The sequence below is a fragment of the Streptomyces sporangiiformans genome (assembly GCF_005768555.2).
Taxonomy (GTDB): Bacteria; Actinomycetota; Actinomycetes; order Streptomycetales; family Streptomycetaceae; genus Streptomyces; species Streptomyces sporangiiformans.
Window position 1 is genome coordinate 42785 of the sequence record NZ_VCHX02000129.1, and the last position, 21790, is coordinate 64574.

Sequence of the window (21790 nt, forward strand, 5' to 3'; positions counted from 1 at the left end):
ACCATCTGTACGCCGATGGCGAACGTGAGATGCCCAGACGTCGCGTGTCGCCCCTCCCACTAGGGATGTCTTACCCGTACGCACTGACACTCCATGCCGCGTGCACCGGTTCCCTCCGCTATGGGCGAACATCCTTGCGCCGCCGAACGCCTCTGAGCGCCCCCATTTCCGGCACTCTGTGCGTACGAAATGGCACCCAGCGTAACTCGAACGCTCCACGGGCAGTTGCTCCTGGCATGTCCCACCCGTCTGTCGGCCACTGCCCCTCATCGGGGCGCCGCGCGCCACACTCATCTGTCGTCGTGCCCCTTCCTCTCCCTCGCCGACCACTCGACGCCGGTGCCCCGGGACAGCAGTCGCCGGTGCGGCAGTGGTACGAGAACGAACTGGGCTGGTCGACAGTGCCCGGACCACCGGTCGAGCTGCTGACGGGGCTGCGCTTCGACGTCCTGGACGTGCCCGCGGAGGCGGGTTACGCGGCGCTGCGGCATCTGGGGCCGGGCTCTCCGGTGGCCGTACGGGCGGACCGGATGCGGCTGCTGGTGGCCGCCGGAAGCGCGGACGAGCTGCCGGGGCTGCTCGACTGGCTGGAGTGGGGGTGCCTCTCGCTGGACCTCCGGGCGATCGGCGCGGGCGGGCGCATCGAGGCGCCGCTGCCTCCGCGTGGTGCCCGGAACCCCGCGGTGGACAGCTCGCAGGGGGCCGCCGTCTGGCTGCGACCCCCCGGGACCGACTGCGAGGTGGAGCCTGCGTTGCCGACCCTGTCGGCGCTCGGCGGGGGCGGTGGGGGCGCCCCCGATCTCGTACGACTCGTGAACACGATGGCAACGCAGTGCCATCGCATCCGCCTGCGGCAGGCGGCCGCTCAGGCGTTGGCCTTCTCGTAGGCCTCACGAATGGACGCCGGAACACGGCCGCGGTCATTGACCTCGTAACCGTTCTCCTTCGCCCAGGCACGGATCTGCGCGGTGTCCTGGCTGCCACCGGAAGCGGCGCGCGCCTTTCCACGACCACCCGAAGCACGGCCTCCGGTTCGACGACCGCCCTTCAGGTACGGCTCGAGAAGACCACGGAGCTTGTCCGCATTAGCGGTCGTGAGATCGATCTCGTACGTCTTGCCGTCCAACGCGAACGTCACGGTCTCGTCCGCCTCGCCGCCGTCGAGGTCGTCGACAAGAAGGACCTGAACCTTCTGTGCCACCGGATTTCCTTTCATCGATATCTTCAGGGCCGAGGGTCCGCGGCAGGTGCCGCTGTTTCACGTCCCCTGTTATATGCAGTACTGCAGTACGTCGGAAAGCAAACCGCTTTTGCTGGAAAAACACAAACCCCTGACAGAGACCGGGAGAGACCGAGGGGAGCCGGGAAGACCGGAAACGTGCGCGTTTCGGACATAGGCCCCCTGGGCAAGGGTGTCCGCCGTATTACCCGTCGGCGATCACAGATGCAGAAGCATCCGGCTGTTGCCCAAGGTGTTCGGTTTCACTCGTTCGAGACCGAGGAACTCCGCCACGCCCTCGTCATAGGAACGGAGCAGCTCCGCGTAGACATCCCTGTCAACGGGTGTCTCACCGATCTCGACGAAGCCGTGCTTCGCGAAGAAGTCGACTTCGAAGGTCAGGCAGAATACCCGGCGAACGCCGAGCCAGCGGGCAGTCTCCAGCAACTTCTCCAGCAAGTGATGGCCGACGCCCGCGCCCTTGAGCGTGGGGTTCACCGCGAGAGTGCGGACTTCCGCGAGGTCTTCCCACATCACATGGAGTGCGCCGCAGCCGACGACCTCAGCACTTGAGCCGGCATCACGTTCCGCGACCCAGAACTCCTGGATGTCCTCGTAAAGCGTCACCGTCGCTTTGTCGAGCAGGATGCCGCCGCGGACGTACGCGTCAAGGAGGCCGCGTACCGCCGGGACATCACTGGTCCTGGCCCGGCGGACGGTGAGGGCTTTAGTGGTGACTTCGGGCTGCTCTGCTGGCATGACCGGACGCTATCGCCCGGTGCGGCCCTTGGCGGCGGCGGGGTTCTCGTGGACCGCGTTCTCGCCGGCGGATTCGCCGACGGCGGTTTCGGCCGGGGCGTTCTCGCTGGTCGAGGTTTCGGGGCCTTGCACCATGCGAACGGCATCGCGCAGCGCTTCGCGCTGTTCCGGGGACATCATGCCGAAGAAGGCGACGAGAGCGGCAGCCTGGTTGTCGCTCTGCGACCAAGCCTCGTTCATGAGTGCGGCCGCGTAGGCGGCACGGGTGGAGACCGCCTCATATCGATAGGCCCGGCCTTCCGCCTCGCGGCGTACCCAGCCCTTCTGATGGAGATTGTCCAAAACGGTCATCACCGTGGTGTACGCGATGGACCGTTCCTGCTGAAGATCTTCCAGGACTTCTCGAACGGTCACCGGGCGGTTCCACTTCCACACCCGCGTCATGACCGCGTCTTCGAGTTCTCCCAATGGCCGAGGCACAACTCAAACCATAGTGGTAGCTGCCACTAATTACGTGATGAACGTGGCTTTCGTGACGGATGACAACAAAAAGGGCGCACGACTCGGAACGCGGATGAGTCGTACGCCATGGCGCGGGGTTTCAGGCGTCGCGGTCGTGCTCGCCGGAAGCCGGGCGGGCCTGCTCGGCGCGGGCGAGGGCGGCGTCGACGACCGCGTCTTCCTTGGCCTTGTTGGCGCCGCCCTGGCTCTTCACGATCGTCACGATCAGACCGATGAAGAACACAGCCATCACGACGGGGGGTACGAGCGCGGAGACGTAGTCCATGCGCTCCAGAGTAGCCAGGCGCGGCGCGGCGGGCGGATCGGGGGCGGGTGGCCTAGCCGGCCACGAGCTGCTCCGGGGGTTTGGCCGGCGGGGCGGGGGGCTTCCGCTTGGGCGGGAAGACCTCGCCCGGGGTGGGGATGGGACGGTGCGGCTGCGACGGCTTGTGCTCGGGTTGCGGCTTGGGTTTCGGCTGGGGCCGCGGGGCGGGCTTCTTCGCCGGCTTCTCCTCCGGCTCCTCGGCCGTGGCGCACGCACCTTGGGGGCCGAGGCCGCCGGGCAGCGCGGTCAGGTGGGGGCGTTCCGCGGGGGCGCGGCAACGGTTGAGGAGGGTGGCGGCCGTGGGGTTGCCGCGCAGGGCGCCCAGCGCGGCGAGGTCGTCGTGGGTGGGGCGGTACCCGGCGCTGAGTGCCTCCTCCAGAAGCGTCAGATACCCCGTGGCGGCGCCGGGCAGTGCGGCCCGGTAGCGGGCGAGGTCGGCCAGCAGGAAGGCGCGCAGCCGGGCGCCCTCGCGGGCCGCCTCGTCGACGGACTCGGCCAGGCGGAGGCAGTCCTGGACGTCCTCGGCCGAAGCGGGGCTGGGGTGGAGGGCGAGAGCGAGCGCACGGCGGAGCACACGCAGCTCCTCCGCACCGAACGCCATGGCGCCGCGAGATCCGTAAGGCGTGGGCATGGGGCGACGATACGCGCTAATCAGACAAAATCCGCAGAACGGACGCGTGTCGGCTCCGCCGGGGCGCGGGTGGGCGGGCCGGGGGCTGCGCCCCCAAGCCCCCGATCGCGGTGGTATTTCGGGTGCGGGTCAGTCTTGGCTGGGCGCGCAGTTCCCCGCGCCCCTGAAGGGGCACGCCCCACTCGCCCTCAGGCACCCAGCGCACCCTGAAGGGGCGCACCCCCCACTCACAGCACGCGCAACCGTCAGGTTCGGGAGACGTTGCGTTCGTAGACCAGGCGGAGGCCGATCAGCGTGAGCCAGGGCTCGTGTTCGTCGATGACCGAGGATTCGCCCAGCACCATCGGCGCGAGTCCGCCCGTCGCGATGACCGTGACGTCGTCGGGGTCGTCGGCGAGTTCGCGGGCCACGCGGTTCACGATGCCGTCGACCTGGCCGGCGAAACCGTAGATGATGCCCGACTGCATGGCCTCGACGGTGTTCTTGCCGATCACACTGCGCGGCCGGGCCACCTCGATCTTGCGGAGCTGAGCGCCCCTGACGCCGAGTGCCTCCACCGAGATCTCGATGCCCGGCGCGATGACACCGCCCACGTACTCGCCCCGCGCGCTGACCGCGTCGAAGGTCGTCGCCGTGCCGAAGTCGACCACGATCGCCGGACCGCCGTAGAGCTCGACGGCGGCGACCGCGTTGATGATGCGGTCCGCGCCGACCTCCTTGGGGTTGTCCATCAGGATCGGCACGCCCGTCTTGACGCCGGGCTCGACGAGGATGGCGGGAACGTCGCCGTAGTACCGGCGGGTGACCTCGCGGAGCTCGTGCAGGACGGAGGGGACCGTGGCGCAGATCGCGATGCCGTCGATGCCGTCGCCCAGCTCCTCGCCGAGCAGCGGATGCATGCCCATCAGGCCCTGGAGGAGTACGGCGAGCTCGTCGGCCGTGCGGCGCGCGTCCGTCGAGATGCGCCAGTGCTCGACGATGTCCTCGCCGTCGAAGAGGCCGAGGACGGTGTGGGTGTTGCCTACGTCGATGGTCAGCAGCATGGCTCGTACCTACTCCGCCGCTCGCAGGTCGAGGCCGATGTCCAGGATCGGCGAGGAGTGGGTGAGCGCGCCCACCGCGAGGTAGTCGACGCCGGTCTTGGCGTACGCCGTCGCGTTCTCCAGGGTGAGGCGGCCCGAGGCCTCCAGGAGCGCACGGCCGTGGACGAGGGCCACGGCCTCCTCGCACTCGCCGGGCGTGAAGTTGTCCAGCAGGATCAGGTCGGCGCCCGCGTCCACGACCTCGCGCAGCTGGTGCAGGGTGTCGACCTCGACCTCGATAGGTACGTCCGGGAACGTCTCGCGTACGGCCCGGAAGGCCTGGGCGACGCCGCCCGCGGCGACCACGTGGTTGTCCTTGACCAGGGCCGCGTCCGAGAGGGACATGCGGTGGTTGACGCCACCGCCGCAGCGCACCGCGAACTTCTCCAGGGAGCGCAGTCCGGGCGTCGTCTTGCGGGTGTCGCGCACGCGCGCCTGCGTGCCCTCCAGAGCGTCCGCCCACGCGCGTGTGGCGGTCGCGATGCCGGAGAGGCGGCACAGGAGGTTCAGGGCGCTGCGTTCGGCCGTCAGGAGGTCACGGGTGCGGCTCGTGACGCTCAGGAGCTTCTGGCCGGCTTCCACCCGGTCGCCGTCGTCGACGTGGCGCTCGACCTCGAACTCGTCCGTGCAGACGACCGAGACGACCGCTTCGGCGATCCTCAGGCCCGCCACGACGCCCGCCTCGCGGGCGGTGAAGTCGGCGGTGGCCACAGCCTCCTCGGGAATGGTCGCGACCGTCGTCACGTCCACGCCGTGGTCGAGGTCCTCCTCGATGGCCAGATGCGCGATGTCCTCGACCTCGACGGGGTCGAGCCCGGCGTCGGCGAGGAGCTGGGTGAGGGCGGGGTCGAGTCCGCACTCCAGGGCGTCGGTGTCGTACTCCCCTTCGGCACCGCAGCCGCAGCCGTCGCCGCAGCCACCGCCGTTCAGGAGGGGAAGATCGGGGTTGCTCACTACTGTCACTGCTCCTGGGTACGGGGCGCCTGCTGGTGCATGGGGGTCCCCCCGGTTCGAGCGAAGTCGAGGGCCTGGGGGTGGGTCGGGGGGAAGTCTGCTGTGTCGGTGGTGCGGAGCGCGAGGGTGCGATCGGGATTCAGCCGTACGACGATGTGGCGGGACCAGTCCGTGTCGTCGCGGTCGGCGTGGTCCTCGCGCCAGTGGCAGCCGCGGGTCTCCTCGCGCAGGCGGGCGGCGGCGACCAGCACGCGGGCCACGCACAGCAGGTTGGTGGCCTCCCAGGTGTCGACGCCCGGCTCGGCCGTCTTGCCGTGCTCGGCGAGTGTGTCGCGAGCGTCGGAGTGCAGCCGCTCGAGGCGGTCGGCCGCGGTCTCCAGGGACGCGGCGGACCGCAGGACGCCGGCGCCGTCGCTCATGACCCGCTGGATCGCGAACCGGGCCTCGGCGGGCAGCAGCGGGTGGACGGGCTGCTCCGGGTAGGCGACCGGGGAGGGCACGCGCGCGTGGAGGCTCTTCTCCTCGTGCCGGCCCGCGATGTCGGCGGCGATGCGCTCGGCATAGACCAGGCCCTCCAGGAGGGAGTTGGAGGCGAGCCGGTTGGCGCCGTGCACGCCGGTGCAGGCGACCTCGCCGCACGCGTACAGGCCGGGGACGGTCGTACGGCCGTGGGAGTCCGTGCGCACGCCTCCGGAGGCGTAGTGGGCCGCCGGGGATACCGGGACGGGCTCGGTGACCGGGTCGATGCCGTGGGAGCGGCAGGCGGCCAGGATCGTGGGGAAGCGGTGCTCCCACATGTCGGCGCCGAAGCGGCGGGCGTCCAGGTACATGTGCTCGGCGCCCTGCTCCTGCATGCGGCGCATGATGCCCTTGGCGACGATGTCGCGGGGCGCGAGCTCGGCCAGTTCGTGCTGCCCGACCATGAAGCGCACACCGTCCGCGTCGACGAGGTGGGCGCCCTCGCCGCGTACCGCCTCGGAGACCAGCGGCTGCTGGCCCTCGGCGTCCGGGCCCAGGAAGAGCACGGTCGGGTGGAACTGGACGAACTCGAGGTCGCTGACCTCCGCTCCGGCGCGAAGTGCCAGTGCCACGCCGTCGCCGGTGGACACGGACGGGTTGGTGGTCGCCGAGTAGACCTGGCCCATACCGCCGGTCGCGAGGACCACGGCGGGCGCGTGGACGGCTCCCACGCCGTCGTGCTGGCCCTCTCCCATGACATGGAGGTTGACGCCCGCGGTGCGGCCGTCGGCGTCCGTCAGCAGGTCCAGGACCAGGGCGTTCTCGACCGTGCGCAGGCCACGCGCGCGTACCGCCTCGACGAGCGCCCGGGAGATCTCGGCACCGGTCGCGTCGCCGCCCGCGTGCGCGATGCGGCGGCGGTGGTGGCCGCCTTCTCGGGTGAGTTCCAGGTCGCCCGCTTCGGACTCGTCGAAGTGGGCGCCGGTCGCGATCAGACGGCGTACGGCGTCGGGGCCCTCGGTGACGAGGATGCGTACGGCCTCCTCGTCGCACAGGCCCGCGCCCGCCACGAGCGTGTCGTCGAGGTGCTGCTCGGGGGTGTCGCCCTCGCCCAGAGCCGCCGCGATGCCGCCCTGGGCCCAGCGCGTGGAGCCGTCGTCGAGGCGGGCCTTGGTGACCACGACGGTCCGCAGGCCCGCGGCGTCGCAGCGCAGGGCCGCGGTGAGTCCGGCGACTCCGGAGCCGACGACCACCACGTCGGCGGCGATGAACCAGCCGGGGGCGGGCGCGTGCAGACGTATGCCTGTGCTGGTCACGAGGCGGCTCCGAAGGTCAGGGGAATGTTGTCGATCAGCCGGGTCGTCCCGACCCGGGCGGCGACGGCGAGGACCGCCTCGCCGGTGTAGTCGTCCGGGATCTCGGTGAAGTCGGACGGATCGACCAGCGCCAAGTAGTCCAGGGCGAGCGGGGGTTTGAGGCGGGCCGCGTCGTCGAGGACGAGCCGTGCGGCGGCGCGGACCGCGGCGGGGCCGCCCGGGGCCGCCTTGGAGACGGCATGCGCGTCGGCCGCGGCGCGGGACTCGCCGAGCGCGCTGAGCGCCTCGGCACGCGCGCGCGTGGTGCGCACTTCGCGGGCCCGCGCGCGCAGGGCCTCCTGCGCTGCGTGCCGGTCGCTGCCCGCGAACAGGGCCTGGGAGAGGGCGAGCGCGGTGTGCCGCTCGGCGGCCGACAGGTAGCGGTTCCGGCTGGACAGGGCCAGGCCGTCCTCCTCGCGCACGGTCGGTACGCCGACGATCTCGACCCCGAAGTTCAGGTCGCGCGTCATGCGCCGGATCAGGGCGAGCTGCTGGGCGTCCTTCTGGCCGTACAGCGCCACGTCGGGCCGGGTGAGGTGCAGCAGCTTGGCGACGACGGTGAGCATGCCGTCGAAGTGCCCGGGCCGAGAGGCACCCTCCAGCCGCTCCCCCATCGGGCCCGCGCTGATGCGCACCTGGGGTTGGCCGCCCGGGTAGACCTCGTCCACGGAGGGGGCGAACACGGCGTCCGCGCCCGACTGTTCGGCGATCTTGACGTCGGCGTCCAGCGTGCGCGGGTAGCGGTCGAGGTCCTCGCCCGCACCGAACTGGAGGGGGTTCACAAAGACCGTGACGACGACCTCGCCGCCGCCGCCCGCGATCCCGCGGGCGGTGCGGATCAGTGTCGCGTGGCCCTCGTGCAGGGCGCCCATGGTCATCACGACGGCACGGTGTCCGGTGCGCACGCGCGCGTGGAGCTCGTCGGCGGTGCTCAGCAGGGCGGTGGTCATCGGGCCTCTCCCTCGGTCCCGTCGGTCCCCTCGGTCCCGTCGGCGAGTACCCCCAGAAGGTCCTCGGCGAGCTCCGGCTTGAGCATTCCGTGGGCGAGCGCCCGGTCGGCGGTCGCGCGGGCCATCGCCAGATAGCCGGCGACGGCCTGCGGGGCGTGCTTGCGCAGCTCCGTGACGTGGGCGGCGACCGTGCCCGCGTCGCCGCGCGCGACGGGACCGGTGAGGGCCGCGTCGCCCGACCTGAGGGCGTTGTCCAGGGCGGCGCCCAGCAGGGGGCCCAGCATCCGGTCGGGGGCCTCCACGCCCGCCGCACGCAGCAGCTCCATCGACTGGGCGACCAGCGTCACCAGGTGGTTGGCGCCGAGGGCGAGGGCCGCGTGGTACAGCGGCCGGTTCTCCTCGGCGATCCACTCCGGCTCCCCGCCCATCTCGATGACCAGCGCCTCGGCGGCCAGCCGCAGTTCCTCGGGCGCGGTGACCCCGAACGAGCACCCGGCCAGGCGCTGTACGTCCACAGGGGTGCCGGTGAAGGTCATCGCGGGGTGCAGCGCCAGCGGCAGCGCGCCGGCCCGCAGCGCGGGATCCAGCACCCGCGCCCCGTACCGCCCGGAGGTGTGCACGAGCAGCTGCCCGGCCCGCACGGCCCCGGTCTCGGCGAGCCCCTCCACCAGCCCCGGCAGGGCGTCGTCAGGGACCGTCAGGAGTACCAGGTCGGCCCGCTCCATTACGTCCGCGGGCGTCACCAGCGGCACGTCGGGCAGCAGCTCCGCCGCCCGACGTACGGAGGCGTCGGAGACTCCGGAGACGGCCACCGGCCGGTGCCCGGCGAGTTGGAGGGACGCGGCCAGCACGGGGCCCACGCGGCCGGCACCGACGACGCCGACGGTGAGCCGCGCTGGGCGGTCCTTGGGGTCTGGTTGTGGGACTGTACTCACTCGACGGCGGCCTTCCGTTCCAGTCCGCTCGGGGTACCGGACGATTTCTCGTCATGTTAACGCGATCGGTTCCGGGGCCGTTTCGTTGTCCACAGGCTGTGGGAAATCACATGCCCGGCCGGTGCCGCGCCCGGCATGATCCCGGAATGAGCGATACGGCGGAGCAGAGTGGGGAACGGTCGGCCTCGCAGGGCGAGGAGTTGCCGGCCGAGCAGGACCGAGACCTGTCGGCGGAGCAGTTGGCCGAGCGGCGGTGGGCCGCCCGGCGAGGGGCGGAGCGAGCTCTGTGGCGGCCCTGTTTCGACTCCACCGTCGGCGAGCGGCTGGCGCTGCTGGCGGACGCGGCACCTCAGGTGTACGACCTGGACCAGCGGGTGGACATGTACGGCGACCGGATCGTCGAGACCGTGGAGGAGCGGGTCGCGGCCCTGCTCGGCAAGGAGGCCGCCGCCTTCTTCCCCTCGGGCACCATGGCCCAGCAGGTCGCCCTGCGCTGCTGGGCGGGGCGCACGGGCAACGCGACGGTGGCGATGCATCCGCTCTCTCACCCGGAGGTGCACGAGCGGCATGCGTTCAGCACGGTCAGCGGACTGCGGATCGTCCATCCGACGCGCGAGCCACGGCTGCCGTCCGCTGACGAAATACGCGACCTGGAGGAGCCCTTCGGGGCGCTGCTGATCGAACTGCCCCTCCGGGACGCCGGTTTCGTCCTGCCTTCCTGGGAGGAACTGGTCGCGGTGACGGACGCCGCGCGCGAACGCGACGCGGTGGTGCACATCGACGGTGCCCGACTGTGGGAATGCGCCACCCACTTCGGCCGCCCCCTGGACGAGATGACGGACCTCGCGGACAGCGTCTATGTGTCGTTCTACAAATCACTCGCCGGACTCGGCGGCGCCGCCCTCGCGGGGCCGAAGACGCTCGTCGACGAGGCGAAGGCCTGGCGCCACCGGTACGGCGGACAGGTCCTCCAGCAGTTCCCGACGGCCCTGTCCGCGCTGATCGGCCTGGAGAAGGAGCTGCCACGGCTGCCCGAGTACGTGGCTCACGCGCGCGTGGTCGCCGCGGCGCTGCGCGAGGGCTTCGCCGGGTCCGGGGTCCCCTGGGTGCGCGTCCATCCGGAGGAGCCGCACACGCACCAGTTCCAGGTCTGGCTGCCGTACGAGGCCGATGCCCTGACCGACGCGGGGACGCGCCAGGCCGAGGACACGAAGACCTCGCTGTTTCCGCAGGTTTGGAGCCGGGGTGGCCCCGGACTGGCGTTCACCGAGGTCACGGTGGCCGCGCCGGGGCTGGAGTGGACCGCGGAGGAGCTAAAGGCGGCGGTCGCGGACTTCGTCCACCGCCTTTCGACAAATGCGTAGCGGCGGCCACCCGGGCACTAGAGCCGCCCACTCGGAACACTGCACTGGTGAACGACGGAGCGCAGAATACGAACATACATGCCCTAGGTCATCCAATATGACTCACACGAACGGAACCGAACCGTGTGTGCGATCGAACGCCTACCGTGATCGTTTATGAAGCTGGTGGTTCAGGTGAAGCTGCTGCCGACGCCCATACAGGGAGCAGCACTAGAGGCGACCCTGCTCGCCTGCAACGAGGCAGCGACCTGGGCCAGCCAGATCGCGTTCGAGAAGGGCGTGAAGCAGAACTTCGCCCTGCGCAAGCTCACCTATCACCAAGCAAAGGCACGGTGGGGTCTGGGCGCGCAGGCAGCCCAGCACGCGATCAAGAAGACCTGTGACGCGTACGCCACACTGAGGGCGAACCTCAAGGCCGGAAACCTCGGCAGCCCTGCCTCACGCCGCTACCGCACGGCAGCCGGCAAGCCGGTCGCCTTTCGCCACGACAGCGCCCAGCCCTTCGACGACCGGATGCTCTCGTGGCAGATCACCGAGCAGACGGTGTCGATCTGGACCACCGGAGGGCGGATGAAACACCTGGCGTTCACCGCCTCGCCCGAGCACCTCGCCACGCTCGCCCTGTACCGCAAGGGCGAATCCGATCTCCTCTGCCGGGACGGCATGTGGTTCCTGAACGCCACCTGTGAGGTCCCCGAAGCCGAGCTGAACACTGATCCGGTGGACTTCCTCGGAATCGACCTGGGCATCGTCAACATCGCCACCACCAGCGACGGCGAGATCATGGCTGGGCGCGAGCTCAACCGGATCCGCGTCCGCGAGCGCGGCCTGCGGACCAAACTGCAGAAGAAGAACACCCCGTCCGCCAGGCGCCGGGCTAGGAAACGGCGACGCAAGGAGGCGCGGCGGGCGAAGGACATCAACCACAAGATCGCGAAGCATGTGGTGGCCGAGGCTGAACGCACCGGTCGCGGAATCGCCCTGGAGGATTTGACGGGCATCCGTGAGCGGGTACGGCTGAGGAAGCCCCAACGGGCCACCCACTCGAGTTGGTCGTTCGCCCAACTGGGGCAGTTCATCGCGTACAAGGCTCGCCGGGCGGGGGTGCCGGTGGTGTACGTCGATCCGGCGAACACCTCCCGTACCTGCTCCGAGTGCGGGCACATCGACAAGGCGAACCGGGTCTCACAGGCCTTTTTCGCGTGCCGGTTCTGCGGATTCGTTGATCAGGCAGACCGGAACGGCTCCCGCAACATCCGCGCCCGTGCGTGGCAGTTGTGGCGACGCGGGGTCGAGTCAACGGCCCCTGCCCTACCACCGCGCCAGCGGGGTGGGGCTGGACGCAAACGCAGCATCACCGCCAGTGATGCCCGTTGTGCAAGTCCGGCGCTTTAGCGACGGGCAGTTGACTCGAAGCGGATGTGCTTCACCCCGACCCGTATCTGTCGCAGCCGCGTCCGCAGTGCGCCTTCCCTGTTCGGCCTGAGCGTCAGCCCGGACAGCACGGCGATCCGGTCGGCGGTCTTGGGGACGGTCGTGTGGTCCGTCCACAGATGCTCGGCGAACTCGGGCTCGCGCAGCCGCTCGAGGCAGTGGTCGAGTTGTCGCACGGCCCAACTCTCCCTGCGCAACGGGGCGTCCTTGCCGGCGACGTACTTGAGGAGGTGTCCGAAGCCGCGCTCGCGCAGCCGTTCCAGTACGGTCTCGCGCTCGGCGAGGAGCGCGAAGTGGCGTACGTCGTGGCCCTTTTCGCGCAGCCGACCGACGGTCTCGTCGAAGTAGCCGAAGTCCGTGATCGTCATGGGCACGATCACCGCGCCGTCGTGCTTGGTGAGGGCGAGGTCGAGCACCTCGACGACACCCTGCCGCCAGGACGTGAGGTCCTGGAAGTCCCCGCGCAGGTCGGGCGGCATCATGCGGCGCAGTCCGAAGCCGGCGTGTTCCGGGTCGCAGATGACGCTGCCCGGCAGCCGCCGCTGGATCTCGTGTGCGGTCTGTGTCTTGCCGCCCCCGAAGGGGCCGTTGATCCACAGGAGCATGCGCCCAGACCTTAGCCCTGTCCGCCCGCCCGGACGAGCCCGGTCTCGTACGCGAGCACGACGACCTGTACCCGGTCACGCAGGCCCAGCTTGGTGAGGATGCGGCCCACGTGCGTCTTGACCGTCGCCTCCGAGAGGACGAGGCGGGCCGCGATCTCGCCGTTCGACAGGCCCTGCGCGACCAGGATCATCACCTCGCGCTCACGGTCGGTGAGTCGCTCCAGCTCCTTGTTCCGGGGCTGGTTTCCGCCGCCCGGCAGCATCGGCGCGAACCGGTCGAGGAGGCGGCGGGTCGTGGAGGGGGCGACCACCGCATCGCCGCTGTGCACGGCGCGGATGGCGGTGAGCAGCTCGCCGGGCGGCACGTCCTTGAGCATGAAGCCGGAGGCGCCCGCCTTCAGGCCGGAGAAGGCGTACTCGTCGAGGTCGAAGGTCGTCAGGATCAGCACCTTCGGGGGGTCGGGCTCCGAGCAGATGCGGCGGGTCGTCTCGACTCCGTCCAGCTTCGGCATGCGTACGTCCATGAGGACCACGTCGACCTCGGTCGAGCGCAGCTCCTGGAGGGCCTCGACGCCGTCGCCCGCCTCGGCCACGACCTCCATGTCCGGCTGGGCGGCGAGCACCATCCGGAACCCGGTGCGCAGCAGCACCTGGTCGTCGACGAGCATCACACGGATCGGCATGCGAGGGTCCTCCGGTCGGTTCGTGGAGCGTGCACGTGTCAGTGGGCGGGCTTGAGCGGGAGCAGGGCGCTGATCCGGAAGCCGCCGCCCGGGCGCGGCCCCGCGTCCAGGGTGCCGCCGACCATGCCGACGCGCTCACGCATGCCGATCAGACCGTGTCCCCGGCCGTCGGCGCCACCCTCCTCGTACAACTCGTGCGGGGCGCCCTTGCCGTCGTCCTCGACGAGCAGCCCGAGGCCGTCGTCGAAGTACACCAGGCGCACGCTCGCGCCCGCGTTCGGCCCCCCGTGCTTGCGTGTGTTGGTGAGCGCTTCCTGCACGATGCGGTAGGCGGTGAGCTCGACGCCGCTCGGCAGGGGGCGCGGAGTGCCCTCGACCTTGAAGTCGACGGGAAGCCCCGAGCTGCGGCACTGCTCGATGAGATCGTCGAGCTGGTCGACGTCGGGCTGCGGCACGTACTCGCCGCTCTCCTGGTGCTCGCCGGTGCGCAGCACACCGAGCAGGCGGCGCATCTCGGCGAGGGCCTGACGGCCCGTTCCGGAGATCGTCTCCAGGGCCTTCTTGGCCTGGTCGGGGGCGGCGTCCAGGACGTACGCGGCGCCGTCGGCCTGCACCACCATCACCGAGACGTTGTGCGCGACCACGTCGTGCAGCTCGCGGGCGATCCGGGCCCGCTCGGCGGCCACCGCGACCTTGGACTGGGCCTCGCGCTCCTTCTCCAGGCGAGCGGCGCGCTCCTCGAGCTGGGCGAAATAGGCCCGCCGGGTGCGGAGGGAGTCACCGAGGACCCAGGCGAGCACGAAGGGGACGGTCTGGAAGACCGCTATCAGGACATTGCCCAAGGGGCCGGCGGCGCTCTCCGGCCACCGCAGCTGCGAGAGTGTCCCCGCGCACAGGCCCACGATCAGTGCGAGCCGCGACGCCCAGCGGGCGCCGTCCGCGGCCACGGTGTAGATGATCACCAGCATCGCGAAGTTCGCCGGTGTCTCCGACCTGTCGAAGGCAAGCTGCACCAGGCCGACCGCGATGGTCACCAGCAGCATCGTCTCGGGCATGCGGCGGCGCAGCGCGACCACGAGGCACAGCAGCAGCGTGACCGGGATCGTGACGACCGGGAGGTCGGCGGCCCGCGCCTCCTGAGCGACGGTTCCGAACACGGCAGAAATTCCGAGCAGGACGACGGCCCAGAAGCTGTCGACCCACGTCGGGTGCCTGCGGAGAAAGTCATAGAGGCGTTGCACGTAACCCAGCGTAGGGAAGCGCATTGTGTGCAGGGGTCAACCGGAGGGCCGATCCGTGACGACCGCACGTACTCCCCAAGGTGGAGAAACGCTGAGACTCGGCGCTTAGCCTGGCGGCGTGAGACCAGAGTCGGCGGGCATGGGGCAAGGATCGGCGGGCGTGGGACAAGGGCCTGCCGGCGAGTGGCGCGGGTGGCGGCAGGCGGCCGAGGAGGCGCTGTACGGGCCTTTCGGGTTCTATCGCCGGCCCGAGGGGCCCGCCGGTCATTTCCGCACCTCAGTGCACGCGTCGTCGCTGTTCGCGGAGGCCGTGGCCCGGCTGCTGTGCCGGGTCGACCAGGCGCTCGGCCGCCCCGCCGAACTCGCCTTCGTCGACATGGGCGCGGGCCACGGTGAGCTGGTGTCCGGCGTCCTGAAGGCACTGCCCGCGGAAGTGGCCTCCCGCGCGCGCGGGTATGCCGTCGAACACGCCGGCCGGCCCGCCGCCCTCGAAGACCGGGATGACGGGGATGACCGGATCGAGTGGTGCGCGGAGCCTCCGGCGGGGGTCCGCGGAGTGCTGTTCGCCAACGAGTGGCTGGACAACGTGCCGCTGGACGTGGCCGAGACGGACGCGGACGGGGTGCCGCGGCTGGTTCTCGTACGGGAGGACGGCACCGAATCCCTCGGGGGGCCGGTCGCGGGGGCGGACGCTGAGTGGCTGGCGCGGTGGTGGCCGCTGGGGTCGGTGCGGTGCGAGGACGACGTACCTGGCGTGCCGTACGAGGACGACGTACGTCCCCATGGGCTGCGTGCCGAGATCGGTCACCCCAGGGATGCCGCCTGGGCCCGCGCCGTGGCCACCCTCGACCGGGGTCTGGCCGTCGCCGTCGACTACGCCCACCTCGCGGACGCGCGACCGCCCTTCGGGACGCTCACCGGCTTCCGCGAGGGCAGGGAGACGGCGCCCGTGCCGGACGGGTCCTGCGACCTCACCGCTCATGTGGCGCTGGACGCGTGCGCGCTGCCCGGAGCGGGGCTGCTGACGCAGCGGGAAGCCCTGCGCGCGCTCGGCGTGAGCGGCGGACGGCCACCGCTGGCCCTGGCCTCCACGGACCCGGCTGCGTACGTACGGGCCCTCGCGGGCGCGGGAGAGGCCGCCGAGCTCACCGCCGCGGGCGGGCTGGGCGACTTCGGCTGGCTCGTGCAGCCAGTTGGAATTCCGAACCCACTGCCGAGCCCGCCGCCCGGGAAAACCGGAGAAAACGGCCCTCTACGGAGAGCACGGGGAGCGCTACTTGTCGATGTCCCCGACCACGAAGAACAGTGACCCCAAAATCGCCACCATGTCCGCGACCAGCGTGCCCGGCAGCAGTTCGGTGAGCGCCTGGATGTTGTTGTACGAGGCCGAGCGCAGTTTCAGCCGGTACGGGGTCTTCTCGCCCTTGCTGACGAGGTAGTAGCCGTTGATACCGAGCGGGTTCTCGGTCCAGGCGTATGTGTGGCCCTCGGGGGCCTTCAGAACCTTGGGCAGTCGCTGGTTGACCGGCCCGGGCGGCAGCTCGGCGAGTCGGTCCAGGCAGGCGTCGGCGAGGTCCAGGGAGTTGTGCGTCTGATCCAGGAGGCACTCGAAGCGGGCCAGACAGTCGCCCTCCTGCCGCGTGACGACCTTCAGGACGTCACCCAGCTCCCCGTACGCCAGATACGGCTCGTCGCGGCGCAGATCGAAGTCCACTCCGCTGGCGCGGGCGATGGGACCGCTCACTCCGTAGGCGTGCACCGTCTCCGGAGACATCCGGCCCACGTCCCGGGTGCGCCCGCGGAAGATCTCGTTGCCGAGGACCAGGTTGTCGTACACGTCCATGCGCGAGCGGACGTCCGCGACGGCCGCACGCGCGCGCGTGGCCCATCCGGCGGGGAGGTCCTCCTTGAGACCGCCGACCCGGTTGAACATGTAGTGCATGCGCCCGCCGGAGATCTCCTCCATGACGCCCTGGAGCTCCTCGCGCTCCCGGAAGGCGTAGAAGACGGGCGTGATACCGCCCAGCTCCAGGGGGTACGACCCCAGGAACATCAGATGGTTCAGGACGCGGTTCAGCTCCGCGAGGAGTGTGCGCATCCACACCGCGCGGGAGGGGACCTCCATGCCGAGCATGCGCTCCACGGCGAGAACGACACCCAGTTCGTTCGAGAAGGCGGAGAGCCAGTCGTGGCGGTTGGCGAGCATGATGATCTGGCGGTAGTCGCGCGCCTCGAAGAGCTTCTCCGCGCCGCGGTGCATATAGCCGATGACCGGCTCCGCATGCTGGATCCGCTCGCCGTCCAGCACGAGCCGCAGCCGCAGCACGCCATGCGTGGAGGGGTGCTGGGGCCCGATGTTGAGCACCATGTCGGTGCTCTCCGCGCCGCCGCCGATTCCGACCATGGTCTCCGTCGTAGGAGTCATGGGAACAGTGTCTCGTACGTACGCTTGCGGCATGGAGACGGGGACCATGGGGACCACCGGGAACACGGAGTCCGAGCCGGCGTGGACCGGCCTGCCGCGAGGCCTGCTGCGGATGCGCCGGCTGCTGCTCGTCGTCTGGCTGGTGCCGCTGACGCTCGCTACCGGGCTGCCGCTCGGTCTGCTCGTCGGGCCCGGCTGGGCGGCCTTCGCGTTGCTGCCGCTGGCGCTGCTGCTGTGGGGCTGGCCGATGCTGGGGCGCAACTGGCGGTCCTGGCGGTACGCCGAGCGCGCGGACGACCTGCTGATCAGCCGGGGTGTGCTGTGGCGTGAGGAGACGATCGTGCCGTACGGGCGCATGCAGCTGGTCGAGGTGACCTCCGGCCCTGTCGAGCGCCACTTCGGGCTGGCGAGCGTGCAGCTGCACACGGCCGCCGCGGCGACGGACGCGCGCATCCCGGGTCTCGTCCCGGCGGAGGCGGAGCGGCTGCGGGACCGGCTCACGGAGCTGGGCGAGGCCCGATCGGCCGGGCTGTGACGACGCCCGACGTCGACGACGACGTACAAGGGGAAAAACCCGTGGCCGACCGGCGGCTGCACCCCGTGACGCCGTTGCGTCGCGCGTGGGCGCCGGTCGCCGTGATAGCCGGATGGGCGGTGCACGACCCCGATCAGACACAGCGGCAGCTGACCCGGCTGACGATGACCACGCTGCTGATCGCGGTCGCCGTGTTCATTCCGGCCGCGGCCCTGTACGGCTTTCTGACCTGGTGGTTCACCCACTTCGCGGTGACCGACACCGAACTGCGCATCCGTACCGGCCTGTTGTTCCGGCGCACCGCGCACATCCGCCTCGACCGGATACAGGCCGTCGATGTGACCCAGCCGCTGCTGGCCCGCGTCGCGGGAGTCTCCAAACTCAAACTCGACGTCATCGGGGCGGACAAGAAGGATGAACTGGCCTATCTGGGTCAGGAAGAGGCCCGTGTGCTACGGGCCGAACTGCTCGCCCGCGCCGCCGGTTTCGCACCCGAGACGGCGCACGAGGTGGGCGAGGCGCCGGTCCGGCAGCTGCTGCACGTACCGGCGCGCGTCCTCGCCGTGTCCCTGGTGCTGACAGGCGCCACGTGGGGGTCGCTGGCCGCCACGCTCGTCGTGCCGCCGCTGCTGTGGCTGGCCACACACAGCGTGTGGACCGTCCTCGCGACCGGGCTGCCGCTGCTCGGCGCGGCGGGCGCGAGCAGTGTGGGGCGGTTCGTCGGCGAGTACGACTGGACCGTCGGCGAATCCCCGGACGGGTTCCGTATCGACCACGGTTTGCTCGACCGTACGCACGAGACGGTGCCGCCCGGGCGGGTGCAGACCGTACGCATCGTCCAGCCACTGCTGTGGCGGCGGCGCGGGTGGGTCCGGGTCGAGCTGGACGTGGCGGGGTCGTCCAACTCCGTGCTCGTACCGGTCGCTCCGCGCGAAGTCGCCGAGTCCGTGATCGCGCGGGTGCTGCCCGGTGTGACAGTGCCGGCAACGCTGTCGCGGCCGCCGCGCCGGGCCGGCTGGTGCGTGCCGTTCTGGTGGCGGGGCTACGGTCTCGCCGTCACCGACACCGTCTTCGTGTCCCGCCACGGCCTGCTGCGCCGCAGCCTCTCGCTGGTCCCCCACGCCAAGGTGCAGAGCGTGCGCATGGAGCAGGGGCCGTGGGCCCGCTTCAAACGGGTCGCCGATGTGCACGTCGACACCGGCGCCAACAAGACGGTGACCGCCCGGCTGCGGGACGCCTCGGAGGCGGTGGACCTGTTGCACGGGCAGGCGGACCGGTCACGGACGGGGCGGCGGGAGGCTCTGCCGGACCGGTGGATGGCCTGAGGAGTTCAGGAAACCGCGCCCCGCAGTTCGGCCACGTCGATCTGTTCCGTCTCGTCGTGCGCCGTCAGGTCGATGACCTGGCCGACCCCGCGTGAATCCTCGTCCGCGGGCTTGAACTGGGCCTCCGACTCGGCCTTGTGGAGGGCGAGCGCCTCCTGGCCCACCACGTCGGCGAGGTCCTCGTTCTGTACGGCCTCCAGCGCGTCCGCCTGCGTCTGCGTACCGAAGAAGTCGAACCCGCCCTCCACGGAGGGCCGCCGCACGGGCGGCGAGGCCGGTGCGACCGCCACGGCCGTAGGCACCGCGAAGTGCCCGGAGGGGGGCATGGGCTTGGGGGCGGGCTTCAGCTCGGCCGCGGCGGCCGATGCGGCAGCGGTGGACGACACGGGCGCCGTTTCGGGCGCGGTGCTCAGCGCGGACGGCCGCGCGGTCTCGGCGGCATGCGTGGGGGTGGGGGTGGGTGCGTTCGTGGCGGCCGCGCGCTCATGCCCGCCGACCGCCTCGGGCTTCCCCCGAGCCTCACCTTCCTGCCCGGCCTCGCCCGTCGCGGGGGCGCTCTTACGAGAGCCGCCCTTCGGGGAACCGCCTCCTGTGGGCGCGCCCTTGCCGGCACCGTCCTTCACAGGGGCACCCTTGGGACGACCGCCCTTCGAGGGGCCGCCGTTCGGGAAATCGCCGTTGGTGGGGTTGCTCCGCACGGCTGCGTCAGCGTCCGCCGCCGAGCCGCTGTGCACGGGGCCCTCCGCCGCGGCGTCCTCCGCCACGGACGAGTCATCCGCCTTCTCGGAAGCGTTGCTCTCCGAAGCGTCGCTGCCGGGCCGGTCGCCTTCTGATCCAGAAGCGTCGCCCTCAGAGCCGTCGCTCTCAGCGCCGTCGCTCACAAGGCCGTCGCCTTCGAAAGCGTCGCTCTCAAGGCCGTCGCCCTCGGAAGCCTCGTCCTCCGAAGCGCCCTTCGCCGAAGCGTCCGACCAAGGCGCACCCTGCGCCAGGCGAGCGTCGCCCGCCTGGGCGAGCCGCTCCAGCGCCGCGTTGGCCTTCGCGTAGAGAACCGAAGCCGCGGCACGGGCGGTCGGAACCGTCGCCTCGGGCGCGGACGGGTCCGCCGCCTCCGCCGCGACATGACGAAGACCCGGCTCCGTCCCGCCGGACTGCGCGGGCACCAGATCCCCTGAAGTCCCCGCGGGCAGCGCCGCGCGAGCCGGAGCCGACGTCTCTATGGCCAGCAGCCGGCGGCCCTCCAGCGCGCTGGCCCGCTCCGTCTCCGCCGTGGCGTACCGCCGCAGCAGCGCCGCGTGTTCGTTGCGCAGGCCCTGCAGCTCCGCCCGCTTCGCGCGCAGCTTGTGTTCCAGCTTGGTGCGCAGCTCGCGCGACTCGTCGAGGTCGGTCTCGAGCTCGGCGACCCGCTCCTCGTGGCGCCACTCGTCACTCGCGCGCGCACGCGTGAGGTCCGCGACGCGCTTGCCCGCCGCCGTGTCCCAGCGACGCATGACGACCGCGCCCACGACGGCCGTGGCCGCGGCGCCCGCGGCCAGCCCTCGGAGCACCATCGGTTCCGAGAACAGCCAGGGCCCGACGGCACAGATCAAGGAGACGCCTGCGATCGCCGAGGGAGGCAGCAGCCGGTGCAGAGGTGGGGAATGGCGGTGACGTCCACGTGGCATGGCCAGAAACTTACCGCGCGTAGGCGAATCTTGGCGCCCCGCACGGTAAAAACACAGCCACCTCGGAGGCTTCACCCCGTCTCACGCCGTCGTCACCGGTCGCTGAGCCGCCCGCTCATCCACTGAAGCGTGGCCGGGATCTCGCGCCGCCAGGTGTTGAAGTTGTGGCCGCCGCTGTCGAGGATGATCGACGAGATCCGCGTCGGCTTCTTCTCCTTCACCAGGTCGATGAACCGCAGCGTCTCCTTGTAGTTGCTCTCCCCTTGCCTGCTGGTGCTGACCAGCAGCGACGTGTCCGGCGCGGGCCTGTGCTTCAAGTACCACATCAGGTCGGCGCTGTTCTGCAGCTCCTTGTCCCCCTGGAAGAGATCGCCCGTCGTGGGGTCGATCGGCGCCCTGTAGTACGGCGAGAGGCCGGCCCCGGCGGCGTACGTCTCCGGGTGGTGGATCGCGAGCTTGAGCGCGCAGTAACCCCCCGTGGAGTCGCCGACGATGCCCCAGCTCCCCGGCTTCTTGCCGACCCGGTAGTGGGCCGATACGGCGTCGGGCAGGTCCTCGGCGAAGAACGTCTCGGTCTGCGGACCACGCGGGACGTCCACGCACTCGGTGTCGCGCGGCGGCGCCACCGTCGGCCGCATCATGACCAGGATCATCGGCTGGGCCGCGGCGTTCTTGGCCAGCCGGTGGGCGGTCTGTGGATAGTGCAGGCCCTTGATGAGCGCCTCGGCCGTGCCCGGATAGCCGGTCAGCACGGTGACGGCCGGGAAGGTGCGGGTGCGGTACCGCGGCTGGAAGTACTCGGGCGGCAGGTAGACGAGCGCCGGAGTCGCGATGCGCGTCCGCCGGCCCACGATGTCGACCTTCTGGATCTGGCCGCCGACTCGCGGCCGCGCACCGCCCGTCACGTTCACCTGCTGCGTGTCGACGACCTGGAGCGGGCCGCCCGAGCCGCCGCCCGCGTCGTGGTCGACCACCACGCCCTGGCCCGACTCCTGGCCGAAGAGGTCGGCCCAGCTGGCGTAGAACCCGAAGGCCTGGTTGGCGCCGAGGCCGACCGACGCGAAGATCAGGACCTGGGTGGCCAGCAGCAGGCCGATCCGCCCTGACACGGCACGCCAGTTGCGGTGGGCGAGCCGCGGCCAGAACCACACCGTGCCGACGAACAGCAGCACCGCGCAGAGGAGTGCGAGTGCCAACACCTTGTCGCTCGTGAGACCCATGGACTGTTTCTGCCTGCGCTTTCCGTCCGAGGGCCGGGCCGCCGCCGTTCCCGTCACCTGCGTCACGGCTCTTGCCCAGCACTTTCCCTGCTCTTTGAAACGGCTTTCCGGGGGCGGAGTGAACCGG

General features: G+C 70.9%; 22 protein-coding genes. 6 read left to right on the forward strand and 16 right to left on the reverse strand.

The genetic code is table 11. The annotated features are described in order from the left end of the window. The first annotated feature begins 302 nt into the window (after nt 1-302). A complete protein-coding gene (locus FGD71_RS17660) occupies nt 303-887 on the forward strand; it encodes an SCO3374 family protein (protein WP_119101408.1) in 585 nt (194 codons plus the stop codon). Here the strand turns inward: FGD71_RS17660 and FGD71_RS17665 are convergent. The 10 genes from FGD71_RS17665 to FGD71_RS17710 all read right to left on the reverse strand — a co-directional run bounded on the left by FGD71_RS17665 (nt 866) and on the right by FGD71_RS17710 (nt 9170). Further along, complete coding sequence (locus FGD71_RS17665; RefSeq protein ID WP_119101409.1) at nt 866-1201, reverse strand: histone-like nucleoid-structuring protein Lsr2; 336 nt, start codon at nt 1199-1201, stop codon at nt 866-868. The genes FGD71_RS17660 and FGD71_RS17665 overlap by 22 nt on opposite strands. Nucleotides 1202-1438: 237 nt before the next feature. Continuing rightward, entirely contained in the window at nt 1439-1978 is a 540-nt protein-coding gene (locus FGD71_RS17670) for an amino-acid N-acetyltransferase (RefSeq protein WP_119101410.1), read from the reverse strand. Nucleotides 1979-1987: 9 nt separating this feature from the next. Then, nucleotides 1988-2446 carry a BlaI/MecI/CopY family transcriptional regulator gene (locus FGD71_RS17675; protein ID WP_420878319.1) on the reverse strand — a complete coding sequence of 153 codons (459 nt, stop codon included), beginning with the start codon at nt 2444-2446 and terminating at the stop codon, nt 1988-1990. Nucleotides 2447-2579: 133 nt separating this feature from the next. Further along, nucleotides 2580-2765: a hypothetical protein gene (locus tag FGD71_RS17680; protein WP_119101412.1), complete on the reverse strand. Its 186-nt coding sequence runs from the start codon at nt 2763-2765 to the stop codon at nt 2580-2582. A 52-nt stretch (nt 2766-2817) separates the two neighbouring features. Beyond that, entirely contained in the window at nt 2818-3435 is a 618-nt protein-coding gene (locus tag FGD71_RS17685; RefSeq protein WP_119101413.1) for a hypothetical protein, read from the reverse strand. Between the two features lie 245 nt (nt 3436-3680). Next, nucleotides 3681-4478 carry a type III pantothenate kinase gene (locus FGD71_RS17690; RefSeq protein WP_119101414.1) on the reverse strand — a complete coding sequence of 266 codons (798 nt, stop codon included), beginning with the start codon at nt 4476-4478 and terminating at the stop codon, nt 3681-3683. Between the two features lie 9 nt (nt 4479-4487). Continuing rightward, a complete protein-coding gene (gene nadC, locus FGD71_RS17695) occupies nt 4488-5471 on the reverse strand; it encodes a carboxylating nicotinate-nucleotide diphosphorylase (protein ID WP_119101415.1) in 984 nt (327 codons plus the stop codon). A gap of 5 nt (nt 5472-5476) precedes the next feature. Then, on the reverse strand, nt 5477-7246 hold the full coding sequence (locus tag FGD71_RS17700) for an L-aspartate oxidase (RefSeq protein WP_119101416.1): 1770 nt from the start codon (nt 7244-7246) through the stop codon (nt 5477-5479). Further along, nucleotides 7243-8235 carry a pantoate--beta-alanine ligase gene (panC, locus tag FGD71_RS17705; RefSeq protein ID WP_119101417.1) on the reverse strand — a complete coding sequence of 331 codons (993 nt, stop codon included), beginning with the start codon at nt 8233-8235 and terminating at the stop codon, nt 7243-7245. Before panC ends, FGD71_RS17700 begins: the two co-directional genes overlap by 4 nt. Next, the gene (locus tag FGD71_RS17710; RefSeq protein ID WP_119101418.1) at nt 8232-9170 is read right to left on the reverse strand and encodes a Rossmann-like and DUF2520 domain-containing protein; all 939 of its coding nucleotides are present in this window, start codon (nt 9168-9170) and stop codon (nt 8232-8234) included. Before FGD71_RS17710 ends, panC begins: the two co-directional genes overlap by 4 nt. A 146-nt stretch (nt 9171-9316) precedes the next feature. Here FGD71_RS17710 and FGD71_RS17715 point away from each other — a divergent pair, with 146 nt between their 5' ends. Then, entirely contained in the window at nt 9317-10534 is a 1218-nt protein-coding gene (locus FGD71_RS17715) for a threonine aldolase family protein (RefSeq protein WP_119101419.1), read from the forward strand. Nucleotides 10535-10690: 156 nt separating this feature from the next. Continuing rightward, on the forward strand, nt 10691-11929 hold the full coding sequence (locus FGD71_RS17720) for an RNA-guided endonuclease InsQ/TnpB family protein (RefSeq protein ID WP_119101420.1): 1239 nt from the start codon (nt 10691-10693) through the stop codon (nt 11927-11929). On the opposite strand, the gene FGD71_RS17725 is transcribed toward FGD71_RS17720, so the two are convergent. Genes FGD71_RS17725 through FGD71_RS17735 form a run of 3 tightly spaced genes read right to left on the reverse strand, consistent with a single transcriptional unit; the run spans nt 11926 to nt 14497 of the window. After that, on the reverse strand, nt 11926-12573 hold the full coding sequence (locus FGD71_RS17725; protein ID WP_119101421.1) for an AAA family ATPase: 648 nt from the start codon (nt 12571-12573) through the stop codon (nt 11926-11928). The two genes, FGD71_RS17720 and FGD71_RS17725, sit on opposite strands and share 4 nt — an antisense overlap. An 11-nt stretch (nt 12574-12584) precedes the next feature. After that, the gene (locus tag FGD71_RS17730) at nt 12585-13256 is read right to left on the reverse strand and encodes a response regulator transcription factor (RefSeq protein ID WP_119101422.1); all 672 of its coding nucleotides are present in this window, start codon (nt 13254-13256) and stop codon (nt 12585-12587) included. A 38-nt stretch (nt 13257-13294) separates the two neighbouring features. Beyond that, nucleotides 13295-14497 carry a sensor histidine kinase gene (locus tag FGD71_RS17735; protein WP_119101579.1) on the reverse strand — a complete coding sequence of 401 codons (1203 nt, stop codon included), beginning with the start codon at nt 14495-14497 and terminating at the stop codon, nt 13295-13297. Nucleotides 14498-14636: 139 nt separating this feature from the next. On the opposite strand from FGD71_RS17735, the gene FGD71_RS17740 reads away from it, so the two are divergent. Beyond that, nucleotides 14637-15806, forward strand: coding sequence for an SAM-dependent methyltransferase (locus FGD71_RS17740; RefSeq protein ID WP_119101423.1), 1170 nt, complete (start codon nt 14637-14639; stop codon nt 15804-15806). Here the strand turns inward: FGD71_RS17740 and FGD71_RS17745 are convergent. Further along, nucleotides 15771-16922, reverse strand: coding sequence for an NADH-quinone oxidoreductase subunit D (locus FGD71_RS17745; RefSeq protein WP_119101424.1), 1152 nt, complete (start codon nt 16920-16922; stop codon nt 15771-15773). The two genes, FGD71_RS17740 and FGD71_RS17745, sit on opposite strands and share 36 nt — an antisense overlap. A 31-nt stretch (nt 16923-16953) precedes the next feature. Here FGD71_RS17745 and FGD71_RS17750 point away from each other — a divergent pair, with 31 nt between their 5' ends. Next, entirely contained in the window at nt 16954-17457 is a 504-nt protein-coding gene (locus FGD71_RS17750; protein WP_119101425.1) for a PH domain-containing protein, read from the forward strand. Then, entirely contained in the window at nt 17454-18782 is a 1329-nt protein-coding gene (locus FGD71_RS17755; protein WP_119101426.1) for a PH domain-containing protein, read from the forward strand. The genes FGD71_RS17750 and FGD71_RS17755 overlap by 4 nt, the downstream gene beginning before the upstream one ends. Before the next feature lie 5 nt (nt 18783-18787). Here the strand turns inward: FGD71_RS17755 and FGD71_RS17760 are convergent, their stop codons facing one another. Next, the gene (locus FGD71_RS17760) at nt 18788-20443 is read right to left on the reverse strand and encodes a hypothetical protein (RefSeq protein WP_119101427.1); all 1656 of its coding nucleotides are present in this window, start codon (nt 20441-20443) and stop codon (nt 18788-18790) included. A gap of 92 nt (nt 20444-20535) precedes the next feature. Next, a complete protein-coding gene (locus FGD71_RS17765; protein WP_119101428.1) occupies nt 20536-21663 on the reverse strand; it encodes an alpha/beta hydrolase in 1128 nt (375 codons plus the stop codon). Nucleotides 21664-21790: the final 127 nt, after the last annotated feature.

Bases quoted from the DNA above. Each gene is read 5' to 3' on its own strand.
- FGD71_RS17670 (WP_119101410.1), bottom strand. From the start codon at position 1,978: ATGCCAGCAGAGCAGCCCGAAGTCACCACTAAAGCCCTCACCGTCCGC.
- FGD71_RS17680 (WP_119101412.1), bottom strand. From the start codon at position 2,765: ATGGACTACGTCTCCGCGCTCGTACCCCCCGTCGTGATGGCTGTGTTC.
- FGD71_RS17685 (WP_119101413.1), bottom strand. From the start codon at position 3,435: ATGCCCACGCCTTACGGATCTCGCGGCGCCATGGCGTTCGGTGCGGAG.
- FGD71_RS17690 (WP_119101414.1), bottom strand. From the start codon at position 4,478: ATGCTGCTGACCATCGACGTAGGCAACACCCACACCGTCCTCGGCCTC.
- panC (WP_119101417.1), bottom strand. From the start codon at position 8,235: ATGACCACCGCCCTGCTGAGCACCGCCGACGAGCTCCACGCGCGCGTG.
- FGD71_RS17715 (WP_119101419.1), top strand. From the start codon at position 9,317: ATGAGCGATACGGCGGAGCAGAGTGGGGAACGGTCGGCCTCGCAGGGC.
- FGD71_RS17720 (WP_119101420.1), top strand. From the start codon at position 10,691: ATGAAGCTGGTGGTTCAGGTGAAGCTGCTGCCGACGCCCATACAGGGA.
- FGD71_RS17725 (WP_119101421.1), bottom strand. From the start codon at position 12,573: ATGCTCCTGTGGATCAACGGCCCCTTCGGGGGCGGCAAGACACAGACC.
- FGD71_RS17730 (WP_119101422.1), bottom strand. From the start codon at position 13,256: ATGCCGATCCGTGTGATGCTCGTCGACGACCAGGTGCTGCTGCGCACC.
- FGD71_RS17740 (WP_119101423.1), top strand. From the start codon at position 14,637: ATGGGGCAAGGATCGGCGGGCGTGGGACAAGGGCCTGCCGGCGAGTGG.
- FGD71_RS17745 (WP_119101424.1), bottom strand. From the start codon at position 16,922: ATGACTCCTACGACGGAGACCATGGTCGGAATCGGCGGCGGCGCGGAG.
- FGD71_RS17750 (WP_119101425.1), top strand. From the start codon at position 16,954: ATGGAGACGGGGACCATGGGGACCACCGGGAACACGGAGTCCGAGCCG.
- FGD71_RS17760 (WP_119101427.1), bottom strand. From the start codon at position 20,443: ATGCCACGTGGACGTCACCGCCATTCCCCACCTCTGCACCGGCTGCTG.
- FGD71_RS17765 (WP_119101428.1), bottom strand. From the start codon at position 21,663: ATGGGTCTCACGAGCGACAAGGTGTTGGCACTCGCACTCCTCTGCGCG.